Annotated in this window: 12 protein-coding genes; 6 read left to right on the forward strand and 6 right to left on the reverse strand. The window is 65.6% G+C overall.

The window, feature by feature from the left end; translation table 11 throughout:
• Positions 1-317: 317 nt before the first annotated feature.
• Positions 318-1,826, reverse strand: a complete 1,509-nt coding sequence (locus ABD259_RS23695; protein ID WP_344165324.1) for a cellulase family glycosylhydrolase — start codon at positions 1,824-1,826, stop codon at positions 318-320.
• 256 nt (positions 1,827-2,082) lie between these two features.
• On the opposite strand from ABD259_RS23695, the gene ABD259_RS23700 reads away from it, so the two are divergent.
• Positions 2,083-2,508 (forward strand): hypothetical protein, encoded by a 426-nt coding sequence (locus ABD259_RS23700; protein ID WP_344165326.1) that lies wholly within the window; start codon positions 2,083-2,085, stop codon positions 2,506-2,508.
• Positions 2,509-2,744: 236 nt separating this feature from the next.
• Positions 2,745-3,380: a Crp/Fnr family transcriptional regulator gene (locus tag ABD259_RS23705; protein ID WP_344165328.1), complete on the forward strand. Its 636-nt coding sequence runs from the start codon at positions 2,745-2,747 to the stop codon at positions 3,378-3,380.
• A gap of 310 nt (positions 3,381-3,690) precedes the next feature.
• Here the strand turns inward: ABD259_RS23705 and ABD259_RS23710 are convergent, their stop codons facing one another.
• The gene (locus tag ABD259_RS23710; protein WP_344165331.1) at positions 3,691-4,071 is read right to left on the reverse strand and encodes a YbbD-related protein; all 381 of its coding nucleotides are present in this window, start codon (positions 4,069-4,071) and stop codon (positions 3,691-3,693) included.
• Positions 4,072-4,461: 390 nt separating this feature from the next.
• Between ABD259_RS23710 and wrbA the strand changes: the two genes are divergently transcribed.
• Complete coding sequence (gene wrbA / locus ABD259_RS23715) at positions 4,462-5,079, forward strand: NAD(P)H:quinone oxidoreductase (protein WP_344165334.1); 618 nt, start codon at positions 4,462-4,464, stop codon at positions 5,077-5,079.
• A gap of 83 nt (positions 5,080-5,162) precedes the next feature.
• Here the strand turns inward: wrbA and ABD259_RS23720 are convergent, their stop codons facing one another.
• Positions 5,163-6,494 carry an MFS transporter gene (locus ABD259_RS23720; protein WP_344165337.1) on the reverse strand — a complete coding sequence of 444 codons (1,332 nt, stop codon included), beginning with the start codon at positions 6,492-6,494 and terminating at the stop codon, positions 5,163-5,165.
• A 186-nt stretch (positions 6,495-6,680) separates the two neighbouring features.
• On the opposite strand from ABD259_RS23720, the gene ABD259_RS23725 reads away from it, so the two are divergent.
• Entirely contained in the window at positions 6,681-7,280 is a 600-nt protein-coding gene (locus ABD259_RS23725; protein WP_344165340.1) for a TetR/AcrR family transcriptional regulator, read from the forward strand.
• A gap of 106 nt (positions 7,281-7,386) precedes the next feature.
• Positions 7,387-8,166: an aminotransferase class IV family protein gene (locus ABD259_RS23730; RefSeq protein WP_344165343.1), complete on the forward strand. Its 780-nt coding sequence runs from the start codon at positions 7,387-7,389 to the stop codon at positions 8,164-8,166.
• A gap of 47 nt (positions 8,167-8,213) precedes the next feature.
• On the opposite strand, the gene ABD259_RS23735 is transcribed toward ABD259_RS23730, so the two are convergent.
• The 3 genes from ABD259_RS23735 to ABD259_RS23745 all read right to left on the reverse strand — a co-directional run bounded on the left by ABD259_RS23735 (position 8,214) and on the right by ABD259_RS23745 (position 11,812).
• Positions 8,214-9,455 carry an FAD-dependent monooxygenase gene (locus tag ABD259_RS23735; RefSeq protein ID WP_344165346.1) on the reverse strand — a complete coding sequence of 414 codons (1,242 nt, stop codon included), beginning with the start codon at positions 9,453-9,455 and terminating at the stop codon, positions 8,214-8,216.
• Positions 9,452-11,110, reverse strand: coding sequence for a (2,3-dihydroxybenzoyl)adenylate synthase (locus ABD259_RS23740; protein ID WP_344165349.1), 1,659 nt, complete (start codon positions 11,108-11,110; stop codon positions 9,452-9,454). The genes ABD259_RS23735 and ABD259_RS23740 overlap by 4 nt, the downstream gene beginning before the upstream one ends.
• A gap of 93 nt (positions 11,111-11,203) precedes the next feature.
• A complete protein-coding gene (locus ABD259_RS23745) occupies positions 11,204-11,812 on the reverse strand; it encodes a pyridoxamine 5'-phosphate oxidase family protein (protein WP_344165351.1) in 609 nt (202 codons plus the stop codon).
• 200 nt (positions 11,813-12,012) lie between these two features.
• Here ABD259_RS23745 and ABD259_RS23750 point away from each other — a divergent pair, with 200 nt between their 5' ends.
• Positions 12,013-12,729, forward strand: a complete 717-nt coding sequence (locus ABD259_RS23750; protein ID WP_344165354.1) for a methyltransferase — start codon at positions 12,013-12,015, stop codon at positions 12,727-12,729.

Consider the following 12,729-nt stretch of genomic DNA (forward strand, 5'->3'; position numbering starts at 1 on the left):
CCCGCCAAATCGGCGGTTCCGCGTTCGCCCTTGCGATAAAACCCGCCCGCACACGATTTCCAACACGGATTCTGCGTCCGGGCACACGCCAGTATGCCAGGAGAAATCCGTGCGTCGAACCGTGCGAAGAGCGCGGCCGCATCCACCGGGTCAGACCCGCGAGCGACCAGAGAGAAGACCGCCGCCCCGAGCGCCGGACGAACCGACCGCTTCAAGGCGACCCGAGCAACTATAGTCCTCCCCTCCCCGCTCCACCAACCATGCACGTAGTGATGTGAGCCACATCTACCGTTTCGGATGCGATCACTATCGGCGCCCTAGTTGGTGGGGGATACGACCAGCTCATGTTCCTGCAGGTAAGGAGCTGACTCCACCTTCCACACCCGGCGAGCAGCGTCCCACTCCGCTGCCCAACTTCCTTCGGGATCGCTGGAGCTGATGATGCCTCCCTCAGGAAACTCCCGCTCCGGAACGTAGATTTCCGTCGGTCCAGTCACGCTTCCGTCGTTCTTCTCCGCGAAGGACACGGTCAGCGTCTTGGCGGGCTCGTCGTAGTGCACAGCCAGCGGCTCGCCCGCGATCGCCCGCGGGTAGGGACGATTCATCACCTCGGCGAGCGGCCCCGGCTTCGCTCCTTCCCCTTCTTCTCCATCTGCGCGGCCCAACCAGGGGCCCCACCCGTCGAGGTCGTTAGACCAGTAGGCCCGCCCCGCCCCGATCTCGTCCGTCAACGCGAGCATCCGTTCGACATACTCCATCGCGCCCGGGCTGCTCGTATCGAGGCCGAATTCGCCCAGGACGATCGGCGCCTCCAGCCGGTCCGCGGTCACGAGGACATTCCGTCGCCAGAGGCTGATGCTGCGATCGATCCACACGCGGCTTGACTCGCTGCCGCCGATTCGCCCATCGTCACCACCTCCGTGCTCACCCCGGCCGTACGCCTTCCCCAGGTCCATCGGCAGCGGGTAGATGTGTGGTGCGTAGACGATGCGCGCCTTGCCCTCACGAGGATCGTCAAGGTGGGGAAGTGCCGACGGCAGGCCCCAGTTGACCCCCACGGCCTGCGGCTCGACAAAGATCCAGGAGTCGTTGTCGACCGTCCTGATGGCCGTGATGCTGCGCCGATAGAGCTCGGCCAACGGCCCCCGCTCGAACTCGGGGCCCTGCAGGGTGCCGCCCCATGGTTCGTTCATGAGGTCGTAGCCGATCACCGCTGGCTCGCCGGAGAAGCGATCGGCCACGTGGCGCCATGCCCGCACGTAGTGGCTCATCAACTCCGAATGTTCTCCGGTGGTGTTCCAGAAGTGGTCGAAAGAGCGCATCGTCCCGGGTTCGAGGTAGACGAGTTCCCATTGCTCCTGCTCCTCGACCGTCAGGCCGTCGGTATGGGTCGCCCACTCGGGTGCGCCGTTGCCGACCCTGCCCGCCTCCGTGATCCCCTGACCCCACAAGTCCTGATGCATATCCAGGAGCACGTGGTAGTCCCTCTCGGCGTACCAGGAGACGCGTTCGGCCACAGCGTCGAGGTACTTCTCGTCGTATTGACCTGGTTCCGGTTCCAACGCGCTCCACTGCAGCAAGAAGCGAACGAAGTTGGTGCCCATCCGTTCATACTCGTTCTCGACGTCCTGCTCCTCGATCCACGGCATCGCGTCTGGATCGCTCTTCGTCGATCCCGCGGTGTTGAAGCCGTGGAGGATGATCGCCCGCCCCTGATCATCGGTGATGTACCGGGGGCCTTCGGGAGAAGGGCGACTCACGACGGTGAGCGAGCCTCCGACCAGAACCAGGGCAAGAGCGAGGACAGCCCAGGGGGGACGTTTCATGGACGGCGATCCTTCGTGGGGGAGGGGAGAGGCGGGAGGGCCGAGAGGGCAAGGAAGTCGGGGCTATCTCAATGAGACGTGGGTCACTATCATCCAGAACGTGAAATCGTTTCGCAATATCCCCCTCCCCTCCTTCTCCCGGTCGTCCTCAACGTCAACGACTGCCACTGCCGCGGTCGTGGCCGTGCTGGGGATCTGTCTTCTCTTCGGAAGCACGTGGGTGGTTACACGGTTGACGGCGCGTTTTCCCTGGATCGTGGCTCCGTCGACGCTGGGTGCTCCGTTCGGCCTGCCCCGACTGCGTGCCACGCCATTCGGTGAGCAGGGGTGGGATGCGCTCGTCGTCGAGGTCATCGCGGTAGCCGCGCTCGCGGCGGTCACCGGTGCATGGACGCGACGCACTCTCAAACGCCGCCCCGCACTCGGCCGGGTACGCGCCGGTCGGTCGGCATGGGTGGGCTTCATTCTGGGGGCGGCGATCGCCAACGCCCTGCGGGCAATTGGGGCCGGAACAGCGATGGGATTCGGACCCGTCGGATATGGCGTGATGGTCGTCCTAGGCATGCTCAGCGGCACCGTCTGGGGGATCACGCTCGGCTGGATCCCCGGCATGGCCGCTGGCGTCGCCACCGCGCGAGGCGAATCCCGGCCCCCAGCGGCCCCGACGACACCGGCGAAGTGAAGGCGGGGGCTCCCGTCCGAATTCCACGCCGCCCCCGCACTCGCGCCCGCGCCATCGCCTCCACATCCTCCTCGCACCCGCTCCCACCTGGTCGCCCGCCCTGGACAGGACGCGTGAAGTCCAGGAAGATCGATGTTGGAACGGCTGCGCCGAGCGAGGAGCTATGGTGCACGATGGCGCACGATCACTGGTGTCAATCTGAGGTAGCCGTCTTCCAAGACCTCACCGACACGGAGATGGTTGCGATCGGCGCGCAAGCACCGACGCGTTCTATACAGGCCGGGGAGACGATCTATTCGCCACGCGATCGCGCCGAGACGATGTACATCGTGAAGCGCGGCCGGGTCCGCTTGTACCGGGTGGCGGACGACGGGCGCACGGTGACGACGGGGCTCATGGGACCTGGCGCCATCTTCGGTGAGATGGAGCTGCTCGGGTTGCACATGGGCGGCACCTGGGCCGAAGCCCTGGACGAGAGTGCCCTCCACCTGATGAGCCATGACGACGTGCGCGGGCTCCTGCTATCAGATCCCATGGTCGCCACCCGCATCGCCGAACAGCTGGGAGCTCGGCTCACACAGCTGGAGCAGCGCCTTGTCGACATGGCGTGCAAGTCCGTGGCGGAGCGGACCGCCAAGACACTGTCCACCCTCATCACGCCAACCGGGAGCTCGGGCCAGGACATCCGACTCACGCACGAGCAGCTGGCCCGCCTCACCGGCACCACTCGGGAACGAACCACGAAGGCGCTGGGCGAACTCGCCGATTGCGGTCTGGTGCGGCTGCGGCGCGGGCAGGTCGTGGTTATCGATCCCCCGGGGCTGGTCGCTTACGCCGACGGCGGGCACAGGTCGCCAGCTGGTGTCGTGTGAGAGGCGGAGCGAGGGAGCGGTTCTCCCTGTGGCTCTGTGTTCCCTCGTTTTCCCCCGCGCCCCCGAGAGCGTCCCGAGCGTGTCCCGTATCGACATGGTGATGTGCCGAGAGATGGGTCTATCGTTTCGTCGCGATCTCCGTTTGGCGCGATGTCGCGATGTGAGGATGTCGCGATGGCGGTGTGCGGTGATACCGCGATGGCGTGATGCCGATGCCGCGTGATTTCGACACGGGCTCATGCGCGCTGCGGGCGGCCGCCGATGCTCCCCGTCTTCCTCCTCCTGCGCGCGCAACAGGCGTCCCCCGCGCTCAGCCGGCGTCCCCGTTCGTCCAGGCGTGAATCCTGCCATCGCTCAGAAAGGCGTGGAATTCTCCGCACCGCTTGGTCAGAGACCCAGGTCTCCGCGGGAACCAGTCAGCCGACAGTCTCGGGCGTTCGGGATCGACCGTCAGCTCCTCGCAGGTCTCCGGCATCGTGCGGGACGCGACCGTGAACGTCAGCAGCTGAGCGTTGCTGTCAAGGTCGTGCTTTTCCTGGATGTTCCGTGCCTCCTCAGGCACCCACTCGGGAACCCAGCCCTGGTCCACCGCGCCTTCCGCCCGTGCCTCATCCAAATCGTCGTAGTGCGCTTCCCGCGTGTCGGCGGAACAAGAGGTCAGCAGGGCCGCAACCGCCAGCGGGCTGATCATCCTGAGAGCGGTCGCAGGTCGGGGTCCACGCATGCCGTCAGTGCCTCCCTACTCCGAGTCCTTCGGTTCGGACTCCGTCGTCTTGCGGATCACGCGGCCGAAGCTCAGTCGCGCGTCCTACGCACATGACGCCCACCCCCACCGCTCCGGTTCGCCTGCGCCACCGAAGGCGCTTTACAGCGATCGCGTCTCCATGACCGTCCGAGGCGGAGGCAGGCCAGGGCGACCGCGCAGCGCGACGCACCTAGCACCGGCATCAGCGCAGGTAGACCGCATGGCGCTCATCACATCCGTCCTCCAGGGGGTCGCCAAATCAATACATAGGAATTATCTTTCATGGAAGAAATTTCGCCGCAAGGCGACACCCACGTTCGTCAGAGAGGCACATCCATGAGCGAGACCGTGAAGCTGAGCGTCATCTACTACTCGTCGACCGGAACCGGTTTCGACATTGCTCGCGAGATCGCCGAGACAGCGGAGAAGGCAGGCGCCGAAGTGCGCCTGCGCAAGGTGGCCGAGCTCGCCCCGGCCGCCGCCATCCAGGGCAACCCGGCCTGGGCCGCCAACGTCGAGGCGACCAAGGACGTCCCCGAGGCCGCGGCTGAGGACGTCGTGTGGGCCGACGCGGTCATCTTCGGCTCGCCGACCCGCTTCGGGAACGTGTCGTCGCAGCTCAAGCAGTTCATCGACATGCTCGGCGGGCAGTGGGCGCAGGGCCTGCTCGCCGACAAGGTGTACAGCGCCTTCACGTCCTCGGCCACCCTGCACGGCGGCCAGGAGTCCACCCTCCTCGCCCTGTCGAACACCTTCTACCACTTCGGCGGATTCATCGTTCCGCCCGGCTACACGGACGCCAGCAAGTTCGCCGACGGCAACCCGTACGGCACCTCGCACGTGGATGCCCAGGGCAACAACCCCGTCGACGACACCACCCGCACGGCCGCCCAGGTGCAGGCCAAGCGCGTCGTCCGCGTGGCGCGTGCGCTGAAGGCCGACGCCTCTCTCTAGTCCCCTTCTCCCCTTCCCCTCCTGTTCCTGCCCCGCACCGACCCCAATGCGCACTCGATGGTGGGACGAGCGGGATCCGCCGGTCACCGTGCGAGCCCGGCGGATTCCGCTTCCGGATCCACCGGTCGACGGAGGGACACCGCGTCGCGATCCGGCCGAATGAGGAGGAACGCCGCCAGGGAGCCTGCGAGAAGCAGAAGCGCCGCCAGGTCGAAGGAGAGGGAGAAGCCGACGCCTTGGGATGGCGCCGCGTCGATGATCCGGCCGGTGACATAGGGAGCGAGCACGCTCGACATCGTGGCCGCCGCGTAGGAGGCACCGAGCACGGCGCTTCGCTGCCGCTCCGGACACACATGGGAGATCGCGGCGTTGGCGAGCGGGGTCTGCGTGTTGCCGATAGCGAAACCCACGCCGAAGCAGAGCAGCACGAGCGGAACCGCCTCGACCCGGGTCATCCCCAGCATGAACAGGCCGCCCACTGCGACGGCCGTCCCTCCCACCACCCCCTGGGCGACCCGGTAGGTGACGCCCCGGCTGATCAGCCGCTGGGCGAGACCGCCGCCGACCAGCACGAGGACGATCGCACACAGGCTGGGGAGACCGATGGCCAGGCTCAACCCGGCCTTGCTGAGGCCGATCTCGTCCTCCAAGTAGACGGGGATCCAGGCCAGCGCGAGCGCAAGCGCCCACAGGACGGTCGCCGTCGCGAAGGTCGCGCCAAGCCACGTTCCCGTCGTGAGGATGCGCAGGTAGGGCACGCGGTCGGGCATCGTCGCGTTCGACGACCCTTCGCCTCCGGGCACGGCCGGCGTTCCGGGGGCCACCGGCGTCTCTTCCGAGGCGCCGTAGGGGCCGCTGCCGCCGTAGCGGAGCCAGGCCACCAGCCAGAGCAGTCCGGCCACGCCGAGCGCACCGAACGCGGCGCGCCAGCCGAGTGCTTCGGAGATCAGGATCGTCAATGGGCCACCGACGATCGCCCCGAGGGCGCCGCCCATGGTGACCAACGCCGCGGGGAGCGATCTCCGGTGCGAGGGGAAGTGCGTGAACGCGGTGTGGTTGGCCAGCGGGAACCCCGGGCCTTCTCCGGCCCCCAGGAGCACACGCGTCACCAGCAGGAAGCCGAAACCCGCCGTGGGGATGAGGATCGGCAGCTGGGCCACCGACCAGACGAGCACCAGCCCGGCGAGCAGCGGTCGGGCCCGTACCCGGTCACCCATGAATCCCACCAGCAGCGCCGAGACGCTGAACAGCAGATAGAAGGAGCCCGCCACGGTTCCGAACTGGGTGGCGGAGAGGTTCAGCTCCTCCATGATCGAATCCGCCGTCAGCCCGAGGACCGCCTTGTCCGCGAAGTTGATGACCATGAAGACGACGAGGAGGGTGAGGACGCCGCGGGGACCTGCGCGTGCGCTCATCGCATCCGCCTCCCGGGGATGTGCTCGGGGAGGTCAGGGGGAGCGAACGGTCGGGGTGGGGGCGGGGGTCTCATCCGGTTCCCTTCCGTGTGTTCACGGAACGGATCGGTTCCGTTCTTAACTACCGGACAGTAACCGTGAAAGGCTTCGGAACGCAACGGTTCCGTTCTGGAATATCCTGCGCTTATGCCGAGAGCCAACCAGCCGCGGGGAAGCGCCCTGCTGCGGGAGAGCGTGACCGCGACGATCCGGTGCGCGGTCTTCGAGGAGTTGGCCGAGACCGGCTGCGCACGCATGTCCATGGACGCCGTCGCACGGCGCGCGGGGGTCGGCAAGGCCGCCCTGTATCGACGATGGGCGTCCAAAGACCAGATGCTGATCGACCTGGTGTCCACCGCCGCCCGCGACGAACTTCCAGCACCGGCCGACACCGGGTCCCTCCGGGGAGACGTCGCGTCCCTGGTCGCGGAATCCGTCGGCATCCTCGACCGCCCCCAGATCCGCCGCATCCTGCTCGACCTTCTCGCCGAGGCCGGTCACAACCCGGCACTCTCGGAGGCCGTGCGCTCGGCCATCGCGGCTCCCCTCCGCGCGACCCTCGACGCCATCCTCGACCGGGCTGTCACCCGCGGCGAACTCCCACCCGACCTCGACCGCGCCCTCGCGACCGACCTCCTGGGCGCCCCGCTCTTCTTCCGCCTCCTGGCCGCCGACACCCCCGTCGACGCCGGCTACCGGACCAGGCTGACCCGGTCCCTCCTGGCAGCCCTGACGGTCGCCCACTGAACACACGCCATGACCGCTGAGCCCACGCATTGGCGATCGGCCTGTGGAACACAGAGGGCACGCGTCGAAGGGAAGAGCCCCAGCCGCGGGTGGCAGACTGACGCGTATGGGTTACCTCAACGGCGCACCGGTGGACGTGACCGCTCTGAAGGCTCTCGCCTTCAGCAATTTCGGCCATTTCACCACGATGCGCGTCACTGAGGGGCGAATCCGCGGGCTGTCGCTGCATCTCGACCGGCTAGTGCGGGACTGCCGCGCAGTGTTCGACACCGACCTCGACCGTGAACGAATCCTCGAACTCATCCGGCAAGGGGTCAGGGAGCGTTCCGGAGTGTTCATTACCCGTGTAACGGTCTTCGATCCGCAGCTGGACATTGGGCATCCCGACATATCCCATCCGCAGATCTTGGTCACGCATCGGTCGGCTCCAACAATGCACTTGCCGCCCCTGCACGTGCAGACGGTTGCATACCAGCGTGAGATGCCTGAGATAAAGCATGTCGGGCTATTCGGTCAGCTCGCTGCCCGACGTGCGGTTCAGCGCAGGGGGTTCGACGATGCGCTCTTCACCGACCCTTCCAGCGGTGCCATTTCCGAGGGGGTCACGTGGAACATCGGGTTCGTCGATGAGCGGGACCGCGTCGTCTGGCCGAAAGCGGCAATGCTGCCAGGGGTGACCATGCGCCTACTCCACGATGTTTATGACTCGCTGGCCGAACCAATGGTCTTTGACGATCTACGCCATGTCCGGGCCGCGTTCGCCACCAATTCGTCCGTCGGTGTCCGGCCCATCAGGGCTGTGGGGGACGTGGAGCTCGAAGTCGATCATCCCGTTCTCACCGAGTTGCGCCAACGGTATGAGACCGTCCCGGACGACCCCATCTAGGGCGCTGGGGTCGTCCGGTACCACCGCTTCAGTCGGCCCATGGAGACTCAGTAACCGATCCGAGTTTTCGCCATGGTGGTAGTACGGGGACCATACGGGGCGCGCTCCAGCCACTCACCCAGACGCGGAATCCAGGGTGCCAGGCGCCCGGCAAGCTCGATCTTCGTCTGGGCAGCCGTTCCGCGGGGACGCAAGTGGGCCAGTGCGGCGCCCACCGCAGCGCTGTTGTCGATCGCGGCAGCGCGGCGGCGGTGCGCATAGGACCTGATGGCGGCGTCTGCTCGTCTTGCGTTGCCGGACAGCAAGGCAAGGGCGACAGCCTGCGCTGCCGCGTCAGCATCGGCGATACCGCTGTTCATGCCACGTGCCCCGAATGGGGGGAACAGGTGAGCGCTCTCTCCCACCAGCAGTAATCTGCCGGTATCGTCGACGAATCTGTCAGCGAGAACCTGCAGAAAGCGATACTGGGAGACCCACATCACCTCGCCGATTGCTTCCGGGGCGACGAGTCGGGGAAGCAACCGCTTAAGAGTCTGCGGGTCGGTAAGCTTCTCGACAGGGTCATTCTCCTTGCACTGCACATCGATCTGGAATCCGCCCGCGAATGGGACCATCAGCACATGGCGCCCACCGGCAGCGGGATGCGCGTAGTGCAGCACGCGTTCGGCGCTTCTTGGCCGTAGGCCGTCCGCGATGTCAATTACCACATGGAAGCCCTCTGCGCGGCTGCCGCTTAGATCAATGCCGACCCCTTGGCGCACGGCGGAGCGCGCACCGTCGGCGGCGATGACATACGGTGCGCTCCACGTCCTCCCATCGACGACGCCGATGCGAACGGTGTCGTCGGACGCTTCGACGGAGCAGACTTCGGCGCTCCATTCGATCCGGGCACCTGCTGACTCGGCGGACTTGAGCAGGAATCGTTCGGTCTCTACCTGACGGAGGCTCGTGAACGGTGGCAGGTCGCCATTTGAGGCTTCGGGGTAGGTACGTGCGTATACCTCGCGGCCACGGTAGAGAGTGCGCCGCGTGTGCCACACGACTCCGTAGTCCGCGATGTCACGGCCCAGGCCGGGACTGACTTCTTCGAAAAGCCGAAGTGAGGAGCGATGTACGTACAGTGCGCGGCTGCCAGGACGCTGTGCGGTGCGTTCGCGAGCTTCCAGCACGGTTACAGGAATATCCAGCGCGCGCAGCGCGAGTGCCGCGGTGAGGCCGACTGGGCCGGCTCCCACGACCAGGACCGGAGTCTCATCGGGAGTAAGGGCTGTCGGTGGGCTTGTGTTCACCTGGCATCTCCGTGGACTGTGCGGGGTCGGCGGGCGGGGCGGGCCGCCGACCGGACGGCACGGGCCCGCAGGTCAGCCTTGTCGGCCTTACCTACGCCGGTTCTAGGAAGGCTTTCGATCGATTCCCAACGGTCGGGGATCTTGTAGTCAGCCAGTCCGCGGCTGCGCAAGAACTCCTTCAACTCCGCGAAGGCATCGACCGATCGGTCCTGCGGGCCCTTGAACACTACGAAGGCGCAGGTGCGTTCGCCGAGTAGGGCATCGGGGGTTGCGACCACGCCGACGTCATGCACCGCTGGGTGAGCCAGCAGATGTCCCTCGACCTCCTCGGCCGAGACCTTTTCGCCGCCTCTGTTGATGATGTCCTTCACCCGGCCACGGATGACGAGATGTCCCGTAGGCGTGCGGCTGGCAAGGTCCCCGGTGCGGAAGAAGCCATCAGAAGTGAAGTCACGCGCGTTGTGCTCCTCGGCTCGGTAGTATCCGCGAAGTGTGTAGGGGCCACGCACCAGGAGCAGGCCGATCTGTCCCTCCGGTACGTTCTTTCCCTGGCTGTCCACCAGCCGCACCTCGTCATCTGGTGAAAGCGGACGGCCCTGGGTCTCAATGACGACCTCGTCGGGATCGGAGAGCGCCGTCTGGCTGAGCAGACCTTCCGCCATGCCAAAGGACTGCTGCAGGACACAATCGAACCGCTCCCTCATGCGTCGCGCCGCGGCCGGCTCGAAACGTGCGCCCCCTACTTGGAGCAACTCCAGGCTGGAGAGGTCATGCTCGGTGGTCGCCGCAGCATCCGTCCACACCAGAGCCAGCGGGGGAACGAGGCCGGACGCGGTCACCCTCTCGCGTTCGATCAGCGGGAAGGCGTGGTCGGGGTTGCCGCTGTCGGCCAGGACGACCTTGCCGCCGGAGCGGAGCGTACCGAGTACGCCAGGGCAGCCAAGAGCATAGTTATGGGCGGCGGGGAGCACGGTCAGATAGGTGGTCTCCTGGGTGAACCCAGCGTTATCGGAGCTGATGCGGACGTTGTAGGCGTAGTCGCGGTGGGTACGTGGAATAAGCTTCGGCAGCCCTGTGGTGCCGCCAGACAACAGAAAGAAGGCCACCTCATCGGCGTCGGGCTCAGGGAGAGGGGACGGTTCGGAGTACAGGTCATCCAATGCGGTGAAGTCGCCGGGGTCGCCAGCCACGACTACTTCGCGGAGGGAGGGCACATCGGCCAGCACCCGCTCTGCGAGCTTCCGGAAATCCGTGCCCTGATGCTCATCAGGGATGATGTATGCAGTGGCCTCGGCAAGCGAGCAAAGGTAGCTGATCTCGTAGTAGCGGTGTGCGGGCAGGGCGAAGACGGGCAGCGCACCGAGCCGAAACAACGCGAAGCACACAGCGACGAACTCAGCGGTGTTGGGAAGGTGCACCACCACGCGGTCTTCGGGACCGATCCCTTGCTGCAGGAAGCCTCCCGCCAGGGAGTCCGCCCTCCGGTCCAACTCCTGGTATGTCCAGCGGCGGTTACCGTCGACCAGAGCAGTGCGGTCCGTGTAGCTAACCGCCCAGTCGCGTAGCAGGTCACCCAGGGTCTGCGTATTCCAATACCCCTTAGCCGTGTAGCGATCAACAAACTCTTCCGGCCATTCCACACAGCCCGAAAGCACCGGACCTCCTCAATAGATCAACTCTCCCGGCCCGTCCACCACTGAATGACGGAGCCGATCTTCTACTACTTTCCACCAGGCGCACGGTAGCACTCAGGCAGATTCACGGCGGACGTCCCACGTCTTATCGTACCCAGCGTTCCGATAGCGGAGGATATCCAGAACGCCGTCGCCGCTGGCCTGTCGAAAACACATTTCACTGACAATGACACGGTAGCCACCCCAATATGTTGGGCGGGGTATCAACTGACCTGCGAAGCGATCCGCGAACTGTGCCACTGAGTGGGCGATCTCGTCACGGGCGACACCCTCCCGCTCCATTCCTCCCGCCCACACCGCCAGCTGTTCCCGCTTCGGCAGTCGACCGTAGTAGGCATCCGCCTCAACGGCCGACACACGGTCGCAACGCCCCTCGACGACGACCACTCGACTCTGCTCTGACCAGTCAAAGGCCAGGGAAACAGCCGGGTCTATTGCGAGCGCGAGCCCGATGCTGCTGCGGTGGTGAAGGAAGAAGGCGAACCCGTCTGGCAGCGGAACCACTCGCACGCAATGCACCAAGGGGCGATCCCGGCCCCCCATAGTTACCAATACGGCCCCCGCACCCCGTCTACCGCCTACACGGCGACGACTGGAATACCATGAAGAAAAAAGATCGAAGGGATCCTTCGGGAGCTCTTCGTCGAAGATCAAATCACTCATTCAACATCTCCGCAAGGGCGCTCACGACATGCCCGCCAAACCATCTTTCCAAGCTCGCGAGTCAACAAAAGTGGCACAGCTCACATCATTTTCCAAACCATTGTCTTGGGTATTGCTATGGACCGACGTTACGGTACATAATCGACCGACATCCCATCACCTTCTCCGGCCCGAATCGCATGGAAGGACACCAACTCGCCATGGAGTCAACAGCTGGCCATGTCGCCCAAGAATTGCTGCGGCAACACGAAGGAATTTCCGAACCGACCACGTTCCGGCTGCTCGGCCTGGACTGGGACCTCCTTCCCGGTGTATACGCCCCACACTTGACCCGCTCCGCCGCCCTGTACGCCGAATGGATCCCCTACCCCACTGGCGGTTCCCTGTGCGAGATCGGTTCCGGAACCGGGTATCTGGCCGTGACGGCAGCGCAACGGGGCTGCCGCTACGTTCATGCCACCGACATCACCTCCGCAGCGACAGAGAACATCGCGCTCAATGCACAGCGGCACAGCGTCGATGACCGGGTCTCCGTCTTCAAGGGTGATCTGTTCGCCCCCCTCCCCGAGGGTGAGCGCTACGACGTGATCTTTTGGAACTCCAACTTCGTGGAAACCCTTGACAGCGCCAGCGGCCCCAATACGGCTGGCACAGACGATCTGCGGCTCGCCTTCTTTGATGCGGAGTACCACGCCCACAGCACCTTTCTGCGGGACGCTGCCTCCCGACTCGCTCCGGGTGGCCGTCTGCTGCTGGGCTTCACCAGCCTCGGCAATTCCGCCAAGCTCACAGCATTGGCCCGGGACCACGGCTGGCGGCCCAAGCTGTTGCGCGGCGTCAGCTATGACACGACATTCGGTGAACGTATTCACTACCAGCTCATCGAGCTTCTCCCGCTTGCCCCCAGGCACAACTGA

Source organism: Nocardiopsis rhodophaea, from assembly GCF_039530945.1.
Lineage (GTDB): Bacteria > Actinomycetota > Actinomycetes > Streptosporangiales > Streptosporangiaceae > Nocardiopsis_C > Nocardiopsis_C rhodophaea.